Origin of the sequence: Cellulomonas wangsupingiae (assembly GCF_024508275.1) — a bacterium.
Classification (GTDB): domain Bacteria; phylum Actinomycetota; class Actinomycetes; order Actinomycetales; family Cellulomonadaceae; genus Cellulomonas; species Cellulomonas wangsupingiae.
This window is the reverse complement of the sequence record NZ_CP101989.1, coordinates 3,625,235-3,642,158: the sequence shown is the minus strand read 5'-3', so window position 1 is coordinate 3,642,158 and position 16,924 is coordinate 3,625,235. Positions and strand designations below refer to the sequence as shown.

The window sequence follows — 16,924 nt, the reverse complement described above, 5'->3', positions numbered from 1 at the left end:
TCGGCGACCACCACGTGACGAGGAGCTGACATGAGCGGCTGGGGCTGGACCGTGCACGGCGACGGACGGAACGTCACACCCGGTGAGGTGGTGGCGCCCGAGGAGCGACTGGCCTGGGGACGGACCGTCGGCATCGGCATGCAGCACGTCGTCGCGATGTTCGGGGCCACGTTCCTCGTCCCCCTGCTGACGGGCTTCTCGCCGCAGACGACGCTGTTCTTCTCGGCGCTCGGCACCGCGCTGTTCCTGCTGGTGACGCGGAACCGCCTGCCCAGCTACCTCGGCTCGAGCTTCGCGTTCATCGCACCGGTCACGGCGGCGACGGCCGCCGGCGGGCAGTCGGTCGCGGTCGGCGGGATCCTGGTCACGGGCGTCGCGCTGTTCGTCGTGGGTGTCGTGGCGCACCTCGCGGGCACCCGCTGGATCGACGCGCTCATGCCCCCGGTCGTCACCGGCACGATCGTCGCGCTCATCGGGCTCAACCTCGCCCCCGCCGCGTGGGGGTCCTGCGGCGACGACGGCACGTGCTCGGGCTTCCGGGCCGCACCCGTGACCGCCACGGTGACCCTGCTGGCGATCGTGCTGGTCACCGTGCTGTTCCGCGGCCTGCTGGGCAGGCTGTCGATCCTCGTCGGCGTGCTCGTCGGCTACGCCGTCGCGCTGGTGCGCGGCGAGGTGGACCTCGAGGCCGTCGGCGACGCGGCGTGGATCGGCCTGCCGCCGTTCGTCGCGCCGACCTTCGACGTCAGCGTGCTCGGGCTGTTCCTGCCGGTCGTGCTCGTGCTGGTCGCCGAGAACGTCGGGCACGTGAAGTCCGTCGCCGCCATGACGGACCGTGACCTGGACCCGTACGTGGGTCGCGCGCTCATGGCCGACGGCCTGGCCACCACCCTCGCGGGCACGGGCGGCGGGTCCGGCACCACGACGTACGCCGAGAACATCGGCGTCATGGCCGCGTCGCGCGTGTACTCCACGGCCGCCTACTGGGTGGCGGCGGCGACCGCACTGGTGCTCGCGCTGTCACCCAAGTTCGGTGCGGTCGTCGCGACGATCCCGGCGGGGGTCCTCGGCGGTGCGGCGACCGTCCTCTACGGGATGATCGGCCTGCTCGGCGCCCGGATCTGGGTGCAGAACCGCGTCGACTTCTCCACCCCCGTCAACCTCATGCCCGCCGCGGTCGCCCTCATCGTCGGCATCGCCAACTTCACGTGGACCGCCGGCGACCTGCGGTTCGAGGGCATCGCGATCGGGACCGCGGTCGCGATCGGCCTCTACCACCTCATGCGGGCCGTGGCCCGGTGGCGTGGCACGCACGACGAGCCGGCGACGCCGGCCTCCGTGCCGGGCGGCGACGAGCTGACGCGCTGACGACGGGCCGGGCGGCTCAGCCCTCGGCCGGCTGCTCCGCCGCAGGGGTCGGCGCGGCGGCGGCCGGGGCCGTCATCTCGGCGAACGGGATGCAGCCCTCCGGGCCGACGAGCGGGGTGGCCGGGTCGAGCACGACCTGGTCCGGCGGCAGGAGGCCCGTGAACTCCGTGCCGACCACGAGGTCGACGCGGGCGTCGGCGCGGCTGTCGAGCTGGAGCACGGTCTCGGGGGCGTACGCCTGCAGCGTGTACGCCGCGGCGATCCCGGTCGCGCCGTAGATGATGCGACCCGCACCGGTGACGGTCGACGGCGCGTTGCCCGTCGTGCCGATGACGAAGCCCCGCTCCGTCAGGGACGTGGCGGTCTGCGCCGCGAGCCCGGCGAGGTCGGCGCCGTTGTAGACGTCGACCGTGATCTCCGAGGAGGGGACGGGCAGCGCGCCCTCGGGCGGGCAGTACGTCCGGATGGTCTCGGTCTCCTCGGTCGGGAGCGCCGAGAACTCGCGCTGGAAGAACGGCAGGCTCATGCTCTCCGTGTACAGCGCCGCGGCGCCGAGACCGGCGACGGCGAGACCCGCGAGCAGCACGCCGAACACCACTGCCTGCCGCTCGTGCATGTGGCGGCGACGCAGCGTGCGCCCGTTGTCATGGTCACTCACGAGGTCCCCCACGGCCCGAGGCGGTCACGGCAGCACCAGCACGCGTGCGTGCAGGAGCGCGCGCTGGTGGAGGGCGGCACGCACGGCCCGGTGCAGTCCGTCCTCCAGGTACAGGATCCCCTTGTACTCGACGACGTGGGCGAACAGGTCGCCGTAGAACGTCGAGTCCTCCGCCAGCAGCGCGTCGAGGTCGAGGGTCCGCTTCGTGGTGACGAGCTCGTCCAGCCGAACCTGGCGCGGCGGGACGTCGGACCACTGCGCGGGGGTCGTCAGCCCGTGGTCCGGGTAGGGACGCCCCTCGCCCACTGCCTTGAAGATCACGGCCCCGAGTGTAGGGGGTGAGCAGGGGCGGAGCCCGGACGGTCCGCCCTTCGTCACCCGCGCGCGCCGCGGGGGGACGCCGCAGGCCGCGGGCAGGTCGGCGACCGGGGGACAGGCGCCGGAGCGGACCGCCGGTGGTCGGTACAGTCGCCCGCATGCCGTCGCTCTACGCCCTCAAGCCCTGGTACACCCGGCGGCTCCGGCGGTTCGTCGACGGTGCCGTCGCTCGCGGGACCACGCCCGACCTCTTCACCGTCGTCGGTGTCGTCGGGGCCGCCCTCGCGGGCGTCGCGATCGCGCTCGGCTGGTGGCCCGCCGCCCTCGTGCTCCTGGCGGTGCGGCTCGCCGGGGCGAACCTCGACGGTGCGGTGGCGCGAGCGCGCGGCGTCGCGCGGCCGTGGGGCTTCGTGCTCAACGAGCTCGGGGACCGCGCGTCGGACCTGCTGATGTTCGCCGGGCTCGCGGTCCTCGCGGTGCGCGCGGGCGGTGACCCGGTCGCCGGGCTGACCCCCCTCGCGTGGGTGCTCGTGGCGGCCGTCGCGGCGACGCTGCCCACGTTCGTGTCGCTCGCCGCCGCGGGGGCGGGCGCGCCGCGGCTCAACGGGGGCCCGGTCGGCAAGACCGAGCGGTGCGCGCTCGCGGTGCTCGGTGCCGCGGTCCCGACGCTGCTGCCCGGCGTCGCCGTCGTGCTGGCCGCCGGGTCCGTGCTCACCGCGGTCGTCCGCGCGCGACGCACGCACCGCACCCTGGCCCGCACCACCGTCGAGGGGGCGCCGGCGCGCGTCGTAGGGTCCGGCTCGTGACCCTCGACCCGACCCAGCGCGAGGGTGTCGTCGACCCCCTGGCCGCGTGGGTGGGGCTCGACCGCACCGCGTACGCGATCGACCTGCGGCTCGGGGGCTGGCACGTGGACCTCGACGGGCGGGCCGTCTTCCTGCTCGTCCTGACGGCAGGGATCCTCGCGGTCGCCGCGCTCCCGGTGCTCGCGTCCCGCAAGCCCGAGCTGCGGCGCCGGTGGACGACGTGGGCGCTGATCCTGCCCGTCATCGGCATCCCGATGTGGCTCGGCCCCGGGCCGACGGCGGTGCTGGCGGTGCTCCTCGCGCTGCAGGCCGTCCGCGAGTACGCCGCGATGACGCGGCTGCCCCGTCCCGAGACCGCGCTGCTGCTCGTCCTGGCGGTCGCCTACCCGCTCGCGGCGTGGCTCGAGCCCGGCCTGCTCGCGCTCGTGCCGCTCATCGCGCTGCTCTGCGCCGTGCCGGCCGTGCTCACCGGCGACCTCGACCGCGGCGTCGAGCGTGCGACGGGTGCGGCGTTCGGGTCGATCTGGCTGTGCTGGTCGCTCGCGCACCTCGTGCTGGTCGGGTCGGACGCTTTCCTGCTGTGCTTCGCCGCCGCGGCGGCCGACGTGGCAGCGTGGTGCGGGGGGCAGGGCCTCAAGCGGTTCGCGTGGGCCCGACGCCCGCTGTCGCCCCTGAGCCCCAACAAGACGGTCGGCGGGCTGGTCGGAGCGGCGGTGGGTGGCACGCTCGTGCTCGTCGTGCTGGGCTCGGTGTCCGTGGGGCTGGTCGTGGCCGTGGTGCTCGGTGGTGTGGGAGGTGACCTGGTGGAGTCGATGGTGAAGCGGCGCGCGGGCGTCAAGGACGCGGGCACGTGGCTGCCCGGGTTCGGCGGTCTGCTCGACCGGGTGGACTCGCTGCTCTTCGTGCTGCCGCTGGCGTGGGTGCTGGCATGAGCGACGACGCACGGGCGAGCGCCGGCGACGTCGCCCCCGGCCCTGACGACGCGCCGTCCGCCGAGCGTCACCCGCACGCCCACGCGTACGCGCACGCATCGGCCGAGACGTTCCGCCGGCTGCGCAGGCGCGTCGGGCTGCCCCCCGGCTTCAACCTGGCCGGCGCGGTGCGGCACCTGGTGTGGCGCAACGCGTTCCACCTGGTCGGCGGCTTCCGGGTCGTCGGCTCCGCGCCCTACGAGGCGATGGTCGTCGTCGCGAACCACCAGTCGCACGCGGACACCCCGGCGCTGCTCGCCGCGTTCCCCTCGTCGTACAAGCCGGTCGTCGTCGCCGCCGGCGACTACTGGTTCGACAACCCCTGGAAGGCCCGGCTGCTCAAGGTCCTCATCGGGGCGGTCCCCGTCCGGCGGCACGGCGGCGGCGGGTACGAGTCGCTGATCGCGGGGGCGACGCAGGTGCTGGGCAGCGGGTCGAGCCTGATGGTCTTCCCCGAGGGCACCCGCTCCACCGACGGCCGGCTCGGGCGGTTCCGCAGCGGCGCCCTGCGCATCGCCCAGGAGTTCGACGTCCCGATCCTGCCCGTGGCGGTCGTCGGGACCCGCGAGCTGCTCGCCAAGAAGGGACGGTTGACGCCGGGACCCGTCGAGGTGCGGGTGGGCCACCCCGTCGACCCGCAGGAGCTGACGGACATGGCGCCGCTGGTCGCGCAGATCGAGGGAATGCTGGCGGCCGGGCCGCCGGTGCCGTCGACGTCGAAGTCGTGGCGCGTCGTGCGCGGCTTCATGGCGGGTCCCGCGGGCCTGGCCGGGGCCGTCGTGTGGGGCTTCGCCGAGGCGGTGAGCCTGCCGGTGACCTCCGAGATGTACCTGGTGCTCGTCGCTGCCGCGCACCCCCGGCGCGTCCTGCCGGCCGCCGCGTGCCTGGCCGTGGGGTCCGCGGCCGGTGTGCTGGTCACGCGCGCGATGACGGCGCAGGGCGACCGGCCGTGGGCGCCGCTGACGACTCCGGCGATGCGCGAGCGCGCTGCCCGTGACCTCGCCGTCGCGGGTGCCCGCGGGATCTGGCGGCAGGCGCTCAACGGCGTGCCCGTCAAGGTCTACGCGGCAGAGGCGGGCGCGGCGGACGTGCCCGCCGTCGCGTTGGCCGTGCACGCGCTCGGCGCGCGTGCCGCCCGCTCGCTCGCCGTCGGGGCCGTCGTCCGCGTGGCCGCCGGTGCCGGCGCTCCCGTGCTGCGCCGCCTGTACGGCCCGTACCTGGGGGCGGCGGGCGTGACGTTCGCGATCGGGCTGGGGCTCGTCGTCCGGCGCTGGAGCCGCTGAGGCGTCAGGGGGTGAGCCGGGTGAGCAGCACGGCGAACCCGACCGCCCCCGCGACGAAGCCCACCTGGATGGTCGACGTGAGCAGGCGCAGCCTGCGGGTGTCACGGCGGATCGCGGCCTCGGCCGTCGCGCGGTCGGCACCCGGGGGCAGCAACGGGTCGACGTCGGAGGCGTCGCGCAGCCCGAGCACGGCGGCCACCGCGACCACCACGAGGGCCGGGACGGTGAGCGCCGGTGCCGCCACGGTCGCGACCTGCCACGCGCGCCCCACCAGGGCGACCCCGGCCAGCAGGAGCCCGGACGCCGTGACCAGGAGCCAGATCCGCCAGAACGAGCTCTCGACGAGGTAGCGCAGGACCGGCGTGCCGTAGCGCTGGACGACGAACGGCAGGGCGAGCATCGCGCCGACGACGGCGAGAGTGCCGCCCGTCACGTCGACCGCGCCGTCACCGAACCACGCGACGATGCCGGTGATCGCGACGACCAGGGCAGCGCCGCCGAGTGCCGGTGGCACCATCGCACCGGGCTCGTCCGGCGTGGGGCGGGCGGCCGTCTCGGCGATCGTCGCCGCGTAGGCCCTCGGGTCGCCGAACGCGTCGTCGGCGGACGTGCCCGCGTCGAGGACGTGCGACTCGACCTGGGCCAGAGCGTCCCCGACCAGGTCGCCCGGGACGTCGCGCAGGCGCAGCTCGAGGACGAAGGCGTCGACCCACGCCGGGTCGACGTGCGGGGCGATGTCGGTCGGGTTCGTGCTCATCGGTGGTCTCCTGACTCCGGGACGGCCGGGCGGTGGGCGGTCAGCGCGGCAGCAGGGCGAGCCCGCCCGCGGCGAGCAGGGCGACGACGGGGAGCGCGGCACTCACGAGGACGGAGGCGGTCCGCGCGCGTCGGACGGATCGCGCGTCGTCCGCACCCGGGGCGCTGACGACGTCCGCCGTGGCGCCGCCGGCGTGCAGCGCGACCGCGCCGACGGCCAGCAGCACGAGGCTCACGAGGGCCAGCGGGGCCGCCGGCGCCTCCAGGCGGCCGTCGGGCACGAGCCTCGTGAGTGCCGCCAGGGCGACGGCGACCCCGGACCCGGCGAGCGCGGCCTGCCACCACCGGGCGCGGGTCAGCCACCGCAGGGTCGGCGCGGGGGCGAGGCACAGGGCCACGGCCGCGAGCAGGCTGACGACGACCGTGGCCGCCATGCCGCGTGAGGCCACGAGCGGGTCGCCGTTGAGCCACGGCGGCAGGGCCCACACCACGCCGAGGACACCGGCCGTCTCGACGACGACGGCGGCGCCGTCACGCAGCGGCAGGCGCGCACGGGTGGGCAGGTGCTCGGCCAGGCCCTGCGCGTAGGCCACCGGGTCGCCGAACGCCGTGGTCGCGTCCTCGTCCGCGTCGCGGCAGTGGCCGTCGACCTCCGCGAGCGCGTCGCCGATCCGGCGTCCGGGCACGTCGCGCAGGCGCAGCTCCATGATGAACGCGTCGCGCCAGCGCGGGTCGACGTGCGGGGCGAGCGTGTCCGGGCTGGTGCTCATCGGTGGGCCTCCTGGCTCGTGACGAACGACTGGGTGAGGGCGGCGAAGCGCGCCCAGCGGGCGCTCTCGTCGTGCAGGTGGGCGCAGCCGGCCTCGGTGAGCGCGTAGTACTTGCGGCCGGGGCCGCCGTCACCGGGACGCCACTCCTCGTCGAGGAACCCGGCGGCGTGCAGCCGGCCGAGCAGCGGGTAGAGCGTGCCGCCCTTGATCTCGCCGAGCCCGACGCCGGCCAGGCGCTGCGCGATGTCGTAGCCGTACGTGGGGCCGTCCGCCAGGACGCGCAGGGCGCACAGCGACAGGACGCCGCGCAGCCACTCGCCGGGCCAGTCGGGGGTGGCCGGCGTCGCCTCGGCGAGGGGGTCGGGGGGTGCGGGTCGCGGCATGGCTAGACAGTATGCCTGACTAGGTAGGCGCGCAACCCATCGGTGTCGCCCGATCTCGTCGTCCCCGGACCGGGCGGCGTGAAGGGGCCGGGGGCCGCGGTGCCCCCTGGAACGGCGAAGGGCGCCCCGACCAGTGGTCGGGACGCCCTTGCGTGAGCCCGTGGGGCTCGGTGAGCTCGTCTGCTCAGGCAGGCGCGACGTTGGAGGCCTGCGGACCCTTGGGGCCGGCCTGCACGTCGAACTGCACGCGCTGGTTCTCCTCGAGCGAGCGGTAGCCCTGCGTCTGGATGGCCGAGTAGTGGACGAAGACGTCCGGGCCGCCGTCCTCGGGGGCGATGAAGCCGAAGCCCTTCTCAGCGTTGAACCACTTCACGATGCCAGTGGGCACGTCATTCTCCTCATGCGGTGTACTACGGACCCGACGACCGGGACCGGTGAATCACGGTGGCCGTCGTCCGCTCCGGAGAACGGGACAAACACAGCACTGCGACTACGTGCCACAGCCTAGCGGCACAGATCGTGCATGCGCGAGGGGTTCAGCCTGCCGGGCGTATCACGTTCGAGGCGCCCCGGACGCGACGACGCACGCCCCGCAGCAGGCCCCGGGTCATCACGGCGCTGACGGCGCACGCCGGCTCCGCGGCGAACCGGGCCCACGCCGTCAGGTACGCGTAGCGCTCCCGCACCACCAGGCGCGTCCCGCCGCGCCCGTCGGGCCGCACGACGAACGCCCACGTGAAGCGGTAGGGCGCCGCCGCGTCACAGGGCGACCGCAGGACGAGCGCACGCCCGGCGTCGACCGCGGCGACCTCGAGGGCCACGCGCGGGTGCAGGCGGACCGTGTCGCCCGGGGCGAGGTCCTGCCAGACCGGCTCGGCCCGGTCCGCCGAGCGGATGCGGCAGCCGGCGAGGTTCTCGAGGGCGTCGTAGGAGGAGAAGCCGCCCCGGCCCTGGCCGAGCTGCACGACCCACGGCCAGACGTCCTGCGGGGGTGCCGCCAGCCCGATCGCGCGCGTCGCGACCAGGTCCGCGTCGGGTGCCAGGCAGTCACCCGGCAGGTGCGCCTCGAGCTCGTCCTCGCGCGCGCCCCACTGCAGCCCCCAGGCCCGCAGCAGCGGCAGGCCGGCGACCCCGAGCGCGACCGCGCTCCTCGCCAGGTCGCGTCGGCGCGGCAGCGGGATGCGCAGGGTCAGGTGGCGCCGGTCGTCCATCCGGCCAGCCGACCACGCGGCCCGCCGGAGCCGGTGAGCCGAACGTCCCGGACGTCGTGCACAGACAGGGGCGAAAGCACCCTCGCGCGGACGGCCCGGCCGCTACGCTCCCGCCGACGGGACGCAGCCGTGTCCCAGGGACTGCCGGAGGAACCCATGTCCACCAGGCTGCGCGCCGTCGTCGCGGTCCTCACGCTGGCCGGCTTCTACGTCGCCGCGCTCGTCGTCATCGCCGGGCTCGGCGGCCTCACCGTGGTGGCGTTCACCTCCGGGGTGAACGTCGTCGCGGGCAAGCTCGGGTTCCTCACGATCGCGGCGATGGTCGGCGTCGTCGTCGCGATGTGGAAGGTCGCACGGGCGCGTCCCGCACCGCCGTCCGGGCCGCTGCTGCTGCGGGCCGACGCCCCGGAGCTGTGGGCGATGGTCGACGAGGCCGCGGCGCTGGCCGGCACCCGCGCCCCCGACGAGATCAGGCTCGCGCCCGACGTCAACGCCGGCGTCCAGGAGGACGCGCGCCTGCTGGGGCTCGTGGGCGGCACGCGCCGGATGGTGCTCGGGGTCCCGCTGCTGCAGGGCCTGACGGTCGCGCAGCTGCGGTCCGTCCTGGCCCACGAGCTGGGCCACTACTCGCACGACGACACGCGCCTGTCGGTCGTCGTGCACCGGGGCCGTCAGGTGATCGGGGCGACGCTCGGCCAGCTCTCGGGCTCCCTGCCGGGCTGGCTGCTGCGCCAGTACGGCAAGCTCTACCTCCTGGTCTCGGCCGCGACGAGCCGTCGCCAGGAGCTCGCCGCCGACGCCCTGTCGGTCGCCGCGGTGGGCCGCGCGACCGCGCAGTCCACCCTGCGCGAGGTCGAGGTCGTCGACGCGGCGTGGAACTTCTACCTCGGCGCCTACGTGAGCACGGGCTGGGACGTGGGCCTGGCCCCGACCTCCGAGGCGTTCTTCGGCGGCTTCCCCCAGCTCCTGGCCGCCCGGGGCGACGAGCTCCGTGCGGTCCGGCAGGCCCCGCTGTCGGCGGAGGCCGGGCGCTGGGACAGCCACCCGCCGACCGCCGAGCGCGTCGTCGCGATGGACCGGCTGGCCGACGTGCCGCACACGCCCGACGACCGACCCGCGTACGTCCTCGTCCCGCAGATCGCCGTCCTGGCCGCCCACCTCGCGGACGAGGTGCTGGCGGTGGAGGACCGGCGCCGCCTGCCGTGGGACGAGCTGGTCCCGCCCGCGATCGCCGCCGAGCAGCAACGCCGTGCCGACGCGGTCCACCGCACCGCCGCGCGTCTGGCCGGCGTCCCGCGCGCGACGCTGGGGACCGTGCTCGACCTCGTGGCGCAGGGACGCAGCGACGACCTCGCGCTGGAGCTGGGCCTCGACCTGGAGCCGCCGACCGGCGCGCCGGGGGAGGTCACGGCCCACCCGCTGGCGGAGGCGCTGCACCCCGTGCTCACGGCGGCGCTGGTGAACGGGGGTGCCGCGCGCTGGCGCCTCGAGTGGGCGGGTCCGGCGACCCTGCGGGGGCGCGAGGGCGACGAGCTGGACGTCGAACCGTGGGCGGCGCTCGCGGCGCACCGCGGCGGCGTCGACCAGGTCCGGGCGTGGCTCGCCGGCCTCGGGGTCGACCCGGGCGCCGTCGGCCAGGTGCACGAGCGCGCGACCGCGCACGGCGCGTCCGTCGTCGCCGGCCTGGCGAACGTCAACGTCGACGGCGCCCAGCACGACGTCGTGGTGCTCGACCGTGGCCTGGTGCTCGTGCCGTGCCCCAAGCAGACCGACGGCGGCAAGGGCCGGATCATCGGCATCCTGCAGTCGGCGCCCGTCCACGTCCTGGCCCGCACCCACCGCTACGTCGCGTACGAGGACGTGCGGGCGGCCACCGTGCGCCGGGTCTCACCCGTCCAGGCGACGATCGAGCTGCACGACGGCACCCGGGTCGAGCTCAAGGAGAAGTGGTCGGGGGAGTACCTGACGAAGGAGTCGCAGAGCGTGCTCGTCGGTCACCTGCACTCGCTCACCCCCGTGCACCACGTGGGAGCGGGCGAGGGCTGACGGCCGGTGACAGGCTGGGCGGATGCGCGCGACGACGCCCCCGCCCGGCCCGGACGACGACCAGCCGCACCCGCAGGCGGGTGCGATCACCGACGTGCCCGGCGTCCGCGTCGGCCAGGTGCAGCGCGTCGGCGACGGCTGGCTCACCGGCGTGACCGTGGTGCTGCCGCCGCCCGGCACCGTCGGCGGCGTGGACGTGCGCGGCGGTGGGCCGGGGACCCACGAGACCGACGCGCTGGACCCCCGCACCCTCGTGCCGACCGTCGACGCCGTGGTGCTCACCGGTGGCAGCGCCTTCGGGCTGGTCAGCGCGCACGGCGCGCAGCGCTGGTGCGCGGAGCAGGGACGCGGGTACCCGGTGTCACCCGTCCCCGGACAGGTCGTGCCGATCGTGCCGGCCGCGGCCGTCTTCGACCTCGGCCGTGGCGGCGACTTCACGACGCACCCCACGCAGGACATGGGCCACGCGGCGGCCGCGGCCGCCCACGCGTCGGGGGACGGCGCCGCCGTGGCGCGCGGGTGCGTCGGGGCCGGCACGGGCGCGGCGGTCGCGGGCGCCACGTACAAGGGCGGGGTGGGGACGGCGTCGCTCCGGCTGACCGACGGCCCGGCCGCCGGCACGGTCGTCGGGGCGCTCGTCGTCGTCAACGCCGCGGGTGCCCCGACCGGGCTGGGCCCGCCGGCGTCCGCCCCGGGCGGGCCGCTGGACGCATCGGGTGTGCAGGTCGTCCCCGGTGCGGCCGCCGGGGGGTCGCCGCTGAACACGACGCTCGTGGTCGTCGCCACGGACGGGGGGCTGGACCCCGCCGAGACCTCGCGGACGGCGACCGCCGCGCACGACGGCCTGGCCCGCGCGCTCGACCCCGTCCACACGCTGGCGGACGGCGACACGGTGTTCGCGCTGGCCACGCAGTCGGTCGCGCTACCGGTGGCCCGCCCCGAGCGCGTCGCCGCGCTCGTCGCGCTGCAGGCGGCCGCCGCGACCGTCGTCGAGCGGGCCGTCGCCGACGCCCTTCGCTCGGCGACCCGCACGAGGACGCCGGTCCACGACCTGCCCGCCTGGACCGCCTGACCCGCGGGCCCGTCAGCCGATCGTGGCGGTGAGGCGCAGGCGGTCGCCGAGCTCCACGTCCTCGACGCGGACGAGCAGCCCGCGGGCGCCAGGGAACGTCTCGCCGACCAGGGGGCCCAGCCGGTCGAGGTCCACCTCGACGATCGTCGCCCCGTCCTGCGTGGACGCCGTCGCGACACCCGGGGGCAGCTGGGTGAGCTGACCCCGCACCGCCTCGGTCACGAACCCGCTGAGGTCCATGCGCAGCACGGGGTGCGAGGCCACGACCGCCACGCGCCAGGCGCGGCCGGTCGTGCCGCGGTCCTCGACGCGCACGTCGACGGGCCCGGCGAGCTTCGTGGCCATGCGCACCGCGCCCGGCACGCCCGGCAGCTCGTGCACCTTGACCTGGGCGCGCACCAGGCGCGGCTCGCCGCGGACGTCGGTCACGGCGGTGGGGATCGCGTCGGCCGCGCGGGCCAGCGTCAGGGCTTCGTCCAGCCCCAGGGTGAGCTCCATGCGGTCAGGTTACGGGCGCCGGGGCGCTCGCGCGGGGGAGCGGGACGTCCGGCCCTGCGGACGGCGCCGCGGGGGTGCACGATGGGGCCACCGTCCCGCGCCCCGTGCGCCCGTCCCCGGAGGTCCCACGTGCCGAAGAACCTGACGAAGTGGCGCGAGATGAGCGGGCGCCGGCGCGCGATGGTCGTCGTCCTGGGGACCGCTCAGGTCGCGCTGACCGCCGCCGCCTACCGCGACCTGGTGAAGCGGCCGGCCGAGCAGGTGAACGGCCCCAAGTCCGCGTGGGCGCTCGCGCTGCTCGTCAACTGGGTCGGCCCCCTCACGTACTTCGCGAAGGGCCGCATCACGTCCTGAGGTCGACCGTCACAGGTCGACGGGTCACAGGTCGACGAGCCGCAGCCGCACGCGGGCCACGTCCCCGGGCGCGACGTCGGCGGCCGTCCGCACCGCCTTCTTGACCGGCAGCACGAACGTCTCTCGGCCCTTGTCCGGGAACAGCGACGTGCGCCACGTCGTGGGGCCGAGCGTGGCCTCGACGCGCACCGAGCCGAACCCGCCCTGGCGACCCCGCGTGAGCTCGTCGATCTCGTCGGCGACGTCGAACGGCAGGGACGCGAACACCCAGGACCCGTTCTCCACCTGCCACAACGGGGCGTCGACCTCGAACTCCGGCACGCCACGACGCTACCGGGGACCGCCGACACGCGGCCGCGTCGCTGGGGCGTCAGGCCGGCGCGACGTCCCCGGGCAGCAGCCCGCGCAGGTACGCGGCCTGGCCGACGTGCTGCGCGCAGTCGTCGAGGATGCTCACCAGCCGCACCCCCAGCGTCACCGGCGGGTCCCACGACTCGTCGACGACGACCCCGAGGTCGTCGTCGTCGACGCGCTCCAGGTACGCGAGGGTCTGCGCCGTCGCCGCGTCGAGGTACGCCAGGAGCAGGTCGGCCGGTGCGGTGACCTGCGCCACCTCGTCCGCGGACTGCCCGTACCCGGTCGCGTCACGGTCGAACGGCAGGCCGAACCGGTCGGCCCAGCCGTCCGCGGTCCACGCCTGCTCGACGCCCGCGAGCGGCGCCACCTGCGCGTCCTGGACGCGCGCGATGTGCCACACCAGCCACGCGAGCGTGTTGGCGCCGGGCGCGGGGCGCCACGTGAGCGCCGCCGCGTCCGTGCCCTCGAGCGTGGCCCGGACCGCCGGGCCCAGCCGTCCGAAACCGTCCGTCAGCATCTGCCGTGCACCTGATCCCGTCACGCGGTCGACCGTACGACGCACGGCCGCGGTGTGCTCGGCGGGCGCAGCCGTCCGGGCGCCGTCAGATGCCCAGCAGGCGCCACAGCCACGCGCCGATCGTGCCGACGCCCACGACGACGACCGTGAGGAACGCCAGCACGCCGAGCAGCACGAGCACGCCCTCCCACCGCCCCGGCGGGGTGCCGCCGGGGTCCTCCCAGGTCGTGGTGCGCCCCAGCGACGCCTCGGCACGCTTCCGGACGGCCCGCAGGCGCTCGCGGGCGAGCGGCGTCGACGCGTCCTGCTCCGAGCCCTGCCAGCGCAGCACGCGCATGATCTCCACGGGGTCGTCGCCGAACGCGCGGACGAACGCCGCCGTCTCGTCCGGGCGCACGTCGGGGGACAGGTGGCCCCAGCGTCCGGCCTGCGCGGCGTTGCCCTCCGCCCGGTAGACGGCGGCGAGCTCCGCGCGCAGGTCCAGCCGCTGCGGCTGCGCGGTGACACGGTCCTTCAGGGCACGCCGACGTCGCGCCAGCTCGGCGTCGTCGGGGGTGCGCGTCTCGTCCACCGGTGCACCGTAGGGAGCGGCGGGGGTCGCCGGCGAGGGGATTGCGCCGCCGTCACTGCGGGCGCGTGGCCCTGCCGTCCAGCCACAGCGTGTCCGACGCGTCGCGGTGGGTGCCCGTACTGCCCACGTGCGTGTCCCCGATCTGCGGTCCCTTGGTGATGACGTGGACCATCGCCATCCCGTGCCCGCGGCCGAGGCCGTGGTCCTCGGCGAGCCAGGCGAGGATCGGCCCGGCCTTGGTGGACGCGTCGAACCCGCGCTCGTGCGCATGGTCGAGCAGCTGCCGGGGGGTGAGCCCGGTCTTCTCCTCGACGGCGTCGAGGTAGGCCTGGAAGGACATGGTGGCTCCCGTCTGTCGGTGCGGGGTAGACCGACGGGGACGGCGGGAGTCATCGGGGGCGCCGTTGGCGCGACGACGAAGGGCCCGTCACCACGTCGCCGCGGTCACGGGCCCTTCGGTGCTGCGGAGGATGGGGGATTCGAACCCCCGAGGGCTTGCACCCAACACGCTTTCCAAGCGTGCGCCATAGGCCACTAGGCGAATCCTCCTGGTGCCGTCCGCCCGCCGGGCGGGCGCACTGCGGGTAGGAGTCTAGCGGAGGAACGAGCGCGTCCTGGACGCGGAGCGCCCCTCGCGCCGGGGACCGTGTCGTCCTCCCGGTCGATGGGCGTTCTCGGTGCGACGTGATGGGCTGGGCGCATGGTGGCGCGTCCGGGCTCGTGGAGCATGCTGCCCGTGCGGTCCGTCGTGGCGGGGGACCCCAAGCTCGACGGCGAGCGCGGAGGCGACTGGCACCGGACGGTCCCCGCCGTGCGTCAGGTGCTCGAGCACGGCTGGGACCTCGGCGCGGCGACGGTGCTGGTCGGGGACAACGGGGCCGGCAAGTCGACGCTCGTCGAGGGGATCGCCACCACCTTCGGCATGGCGCCGGAGGGTGGGTCGACCGGGTCGATGCACCGCACGCGCCCCACCGAGTCCGGGTTCGCGCACGACATCCGGCTCGTCCGCGGCGCGGGGGCACCCCGGCGGGGCTTCTTCCTGCGGGCCGAGACGATGCACGGCTTCTACACCTACCTCGACGAGCACCCCGGCGCCGACCCGGTGTTCCACGAGATGTCCCACGGCGAGTCGTTCCTCGAGCTCATCGGCTCGCGGATGATGTACCCGGGCCTGTACGTGCTCGACGAGCCGGAGTCGGCGCTGTCGTTCACGGGCTGCCTCGCGCTGCTGCAGCACCTGCACGACCTCGTCCGGCACGACTCGCAGGTGATCCTGTCGACGCACTCGCCGCTCCTGGCGGCTCTGCCGGGCGCGACGATCTACGAGGTCGGTGAGTGGGGCCTGCGCGAGTGCGCGTGGGAGGACCTCGACCTCGTCATCGCGTGGCGCGGGTTCCTCGACGACCCGCAGCGCTACCTCCGCCACGTCCTGGACTGACACGTCCTTGCCTTCCCCTCGCGGCGCCGACGACGACCGGCTCCCGTCCGGAGGGCGAGACGGGACGAACGCGAGACCGGGCTGAGTCGTGCTCAGGGGCGTCATGAGCGACCTGAGCCCGGTCTCGCCGCGGGCACGTCTCACGCAGCGGGCGACGAAGGTGGCCGGGCGTCGGGGGCGCCGGCCGCGTGACTGGGTTGCTCTCTCACGGGGGAGGGGGAGGCTGGGAGGGAGGGGTGGGTCAGGGGAGGAAGCGGGTGGCTCGCTCGCGGACGCGGCCCTCGCCCAGGCCGCCGCGGGCCGTGGCGTCCCACGTGTAGACCTCGGTGCCGGTGACGAAGACCTGCTCGGCGCGCGCGTTGACGTCCAGGGGGTCGCCGGACCACACGACGACGTCGCCGTCGAGCCCGGGCGCCAGCGCGCCCACGCGGTCGTCGAGCCCGAGGAACGACGCGGGGTTCACGGTCAGCGCGCGCAGGGCCGTGTCCCGGTCGAGCCCTTCCTTGACGGCCAGCGAGGCCTGGTGGACCAGGAAGTTGACGGGCACCACGGGGTGGTCCGTCGTGATCGCGACGCGCACGCCGGCCCGCGCCAGCACGCCCAGGTTGGCGATCGCCCGGTCCCGCAGCTCGACCTTGGACCGCGAGGTGAACAGCGGCCCGAAGATCACGGGCACGTCCCGCTCGGCCAGCACGTCCGCGATCGCGGCGGCGTCCGTGCCGTGGTTGACGACGAGCCGGTACCCGAACTCGTCGGCCAGGCGCAGGGCGGTGGCGATGTCGTCCGCGCGGTGCGTGTGCTGGTCCCACGCGAGCTCGCCCGCGAGCACGGCCGCGAGCGTCTCCTTGCCGAGGTCCCGGTCGAACGGCTCGCCCTTCGCCGCGGCGGCGTCGCGACGCGCCACGTAGGACTGCGCGTCGACGAACGCGCGGCGGATGACGGCCGCGACGCCCAGCCGGGTCGACGGCAGCTTCTTCTGCTCGCCGTACACGCGCTTGGGGTTCTCGCCCAGCGCCGACTTCACCGAGACGTCGTGGCGGATGACCTGCTCGTCGACGGTCCGCCCGCCCCACGTCTTGACGGCGACGGTGCGCCCGCCGATCGGGTTCGCGGACCCGGGCTTGACGACGGCCGACGTCACACCCCCGACGAGAGCGTCCCGGAACCCCTCGTCCTCGATGTTGATGCCGTCGATCGCACGCAGCGCGGACCCGTCGGGGTCGGTGCGCTCGTTGGTGTCCTCACCGGCCCAGCCCTCGGCCTCCTCCGCGACGCCCATGTGCGCGTGCGACTCCACGAAGCCCGGCAGCACCCACCGGCCGCGCGCGTCGACGACCCGCACACCGTCGGGCACGGTGACGTCGGTGCCCACCGCGGTGACGACACCGTCCTCGACCAGGACGGTCGCGCCGTCGAGCGGCGGGGACGCCATCGGCAGGACGTGACCGCCGACGATCGCGACGGAGCCGCGGGCGGTGCGGATCGGCAGGGGAGCGGCAGGGTGCGGGACCGGCATGACCTCCATGATGGACCCGCTCGGCACCCGG

The 16,924-nt window shown here is 75.5% G+C and carries 21 protein-coding genes and 1 tRNA gene; 8 read left to right on the top strand and 14 right to left on the bottom strand.

The annotated features are described in order from the left end of the window. The first annotated feature begins 30 nt into the window (after positions 1 to 30). Positions 31 to 1,368 carry a uracil-xanthine permease family protein gene (locus NP075_RS16785; protein ID WP_227565785.1) on the top strand — a complete coding sequence of 446 codons (1,338 nt, stop codon included), beginning with the start codon at positions 31 to 33 and terminating at the stop codon, positions 1,366 to 1,368. Between the two features lie 16 nt (positions 1,369 to 1,384). Here the strand turns inward: NP075_RS16785 and NP075_RS16780 are convergent, their stop codons facing one another. Beyond that, positions 1,385 to 2,026 (bottom strand): LytR C-terminal domain-containing protein, encoded by a 642-nt coding sequence (locus NP075_RS16780; protein WP_227565784.1) that lies wholly within the window; start codon positions 2,024 to 2,026, stop codon positions 1,385 to 1,387. Between the two features lie 24 nt (positions 2,027 to 2,050). Next, entirely contained in the window at positions 2,051 to 2,347 is a 297-nt protein-coding gene (locus NP075_RS16775; protein WP_227565783.1) for a type II toxin-antitoxin system VapB family antitoxin, read from the bottom strand. 155 nt (positions 2,348 to 2,502) lie between these two features. Between NP075_RS16775 and NP075_RS16770 the strand changes: the two genes are divergently transcribed. From NP075_RS16770 to NP075_RS16760, 3 genes are read left to right on the top strand one after another with little or no spacing between them, the layout of a single operon-like run. Further along, the gene (locus tag NP075_RS16770; RefSeq protein ID WP_227565782.1) at positions 2,503 to 3,150 is read left to right on the top strand and encodes a CDP-alcohol phosphatidyltransferase family protein; all 648 of its coding nucleotides are present in this window, start codon (positions 2,503 to 2,505) and stop codon (positions 3,148 to 3,150) included. Next, positions 3,147 to 4,082, top strand: coding sequence for a phosphatidate cytidylyltransferase (locus NP075_RS16765; RefSeq protein WP_227565781.1), 936 nt, complete (start codon positions 3,147 to 3,149; stop codon positions 4,080 to 4,082). Before NP075_RS16770 ends, NP075_RS16765 begins: the two co-directional genes overlap by 4 nt. After that, positions 4,079 to 5,404, top strand: coding sequence for a lysophospholipid acyltransferase family protein (locus tag NP075_RS16760; protein WP_227565780.1), 1,326 nt, complete (start codon positions 4,079 to 4,081; stop codon positions 5,402 to 5,404). The genes NP075_RS16765 and NP075_RS16760 overlap by 4 nt, the downstream gene beginning before the upstream one ends. 4 nt (positions 5,405 to 5,408) lie before the next feature. Here the strand turns inward: NP075_RS16760 and NP075_RS16755 are convergent, their stop codons facing one another. From NP075_RS16755 to NP075_RS16735, 5 genes are all read right to left on the bottom strand, one after another. Beyond that, positions 5,409 to 6,161 carry a hypothetical protein gene (locus tag NP075_RS16755; protein WP_227565779.1) on the bottom strand — a complete coding sequence of 251 codons (753 nt, stop codon included), beginning with the start codon at positions 6,159 to 6,161 and terminating at the stop codon, positions 5,409 to 5,411. Between the two features lie 40 nt (positions 6,162 to 6,201). Continuing rightward, positions 6,202 to 6,930, bottom strand: coding sequence for a hypothetical protein (locus tag NP075_RS16750; protein WP_227565778.1), 729 nt, complete (start codon positions 6,928 to 6,930; stop codon positions 6,202 to 6,204). Continuing rightward, a complete protein-coding gene (locus tag NP075_RS16745; protein WP_227565777.1) occupies positions 6,927 to 7,313 on the bottom strand; it encodes a PadR family transcriptional regulator in 387 nt (128 codons plus the stop codon). The genes NP075_RS16750 and NP075_RS16745 overlap by 4 nt, the downstream gene beginning before the upstream one ends. Before the next feature lie 184 nt (positions 7,314 to 7,497). Further along, positions 7,498 to 7,701, bottom strand: a complete 204-nt coding sequence (locus tag NP075_RS16740; protein ID WP_089797961.1) for a cold-shock protein — start codon at positions 7,699 to 7,701, stop codon at positions 7,498 to 7,500. Between the two features lie 148 nt (positions 7,702 to 7,849). Next, positions 7,850 to 8,524 (bottom strand): SRPBCC family protein, encoded by a 675-nt coding sequence (locus NP075_RS16735; protein ID WP_227565776.1) that lies wholly within the window; start codon positions 8,522 to 8,524, stop codon positions 7,850 to 7,852. A gap of 156 nt (positions 8,525 to 8,680) precedes the next feature. On the opposite strand from NP075_RS16735, the gene NP075_RS16730 reads away from it, so the two are divergent. Together NP075_RS16730 and NP075_RS16725 are read left to right on the top strand one after the other, a co-directional pair. After that, complete coding sequence (locus NP075_RS16730; protein WP_227565775.1) at positions 8,681 to 10,570, top strand: M48 family metallopeptidase; 1,890 nt, start codon at positions 8,681 to 8,683, stop codon at positions 10,568 to 10,570. A 22-nt stretch (positions 10,571 to 10,592) separates the two neighbouring features. Continuing rightward, a complete protein-coding gene (locus tag NP075_RS16725) occupies positions 10,593 to 11,642 on the top strand; it encodes a P1 family peptidase (protein WP_227565774.1) in 1,050 nt (349 codons plus the stop codon). A 12-nt stretch (positions 11,643 to 11,654) separates the two neighbouring features. Here NP075_RS16725 and NP075_RS16720 read toward each other — a convergent pair whose 3' ends face one another. Continuing rightward, positions 11,655 to 12,140: a hypothetical protein gene (locus NP075_RS16720; protein ID WP_227565773.1), complete on the bottom strand. Its 486-nt coding sequence runs from the start codon at positions 12,138 to 12,140 to the stop codon at positions 11,655 to 11,657. Positions 12,141 to 12,269: 129 nt separating this feature from the next. On the opposite strand from NP075_RS16720, the gene NP075_RS16715 reads away from it, so the two are divergent. After that, the gene (locus NP075_RS16715; protein ID WP_227565772.1) at positions 12,270 to 12,494 is read left to right on the top strand and encodes a PLDc N-terminal domain-containing protein; all 225 of its coding nucleotides are present in this window, start codon (positions 12,270 to 12,272) and stop codon (positions 12,492 to 12,494) included. A gap of 24 nt (positions 12,495 to 12,518) precedes the next feature. Here NP075_RS16715 and NP075_RS16710 read toward each other — a convergent pair whose 3' ends face one another. The 5 genes from NP075_RS16710 to NP075_RS16690 all read right to left on the bottom strand — a co-directional run bounded on the left by NP075_RS16710 (position 12,519) and on the right by NP075_RS16690 (position 14,488). Further along, on the bottom strand, positions 12,519 to 12,815 hold the full coding sequence (locus NP075_RS16710) for a DUF1905 domain-containing protein (RefSeq protein ID WP_227565771.1): 297 nt from the start codon (positions 12,813 to 12,815) through the stop codon (positions 12,519 to 12,521). A gap of 49 nt (positions 12,816 to 12,864) precedes the next feature. Then, positions 12,865 to 13,368: a mycothiol transferase gene (locus NP075_RS16705; RefSeq protein ID WP_256791269.1), complete on the bottom strand. Its 504-nt coding sequence runs from the start codon at positions 13,366 to 13,368 to the stop codon at positions 12,865 to 12,867. Positions 13,369 to 13,453: 85 nt separating this feature from the next. Then, positions 13,454 to 13,939: a DUF6584 family protein gene (locus NP075_RS16700; RefSeq protein ID WP_227565769.1), complete on the bottom strand. Its 486-nt coding sequence runs from the start codon at positions 13,937 to 13,939 to the stop codon at positions 13,454 to 13,456. Positions 13,940 to 13,991: 52 nt separating this feature from the next. Then, the gene (locus NP075_RS16695; protein ID WP_227565768.1) at positions 13,992 to 14,279 is read right to left on the bottom strand and encodes a DUF4287 domain-containing protein; all 288 of its coding nucleotides are present in this window, start codon (positions 14,277 to 14,279) and stop codon (positions 13,992 to 13,994) included. 124 nt (positions 14,280 to 14,403) lie between these two features. Continuing rightward, positions 14,404 to 14,488: transfer RNA gene (locus NP075_RS16690), tRNA-Ser, on the bottom strand. Positions 14,489 to 14,639: 151 nt separating this feature from the next. Here NP075_RS16690 and NP075_RS16685 point away from each other — a divergent pair. Beyond that, a complete protein-coding gene (locus tag NP075_RS16685) occupies positions 14,640 to 15,377 on the top strand; it encodes an AAA family ATPase (protein ID WP_227565767.1) in 738 nt (245 codons plus the stop codon). A gap of 241 nt (positions 15,378 to 15,618) precedes the next feature. On the opposite strand, the gene NP075_RS16680 is transcribed toward NP075_RS16685, so the two are convergent. Beyond that, positions 15,619 to 16,893, bottom strand: a complete 1,275-nt coding sequence (locus tag NP075_RS16680; protein ID WP_227565766.1) for an amidohydrolase — start codon at positions 16,891 to 16,893, stop codon at positions 15,619 to 15,621. Positions 16,894 to 16,924 lie beyond the last annotated feature (31 nt).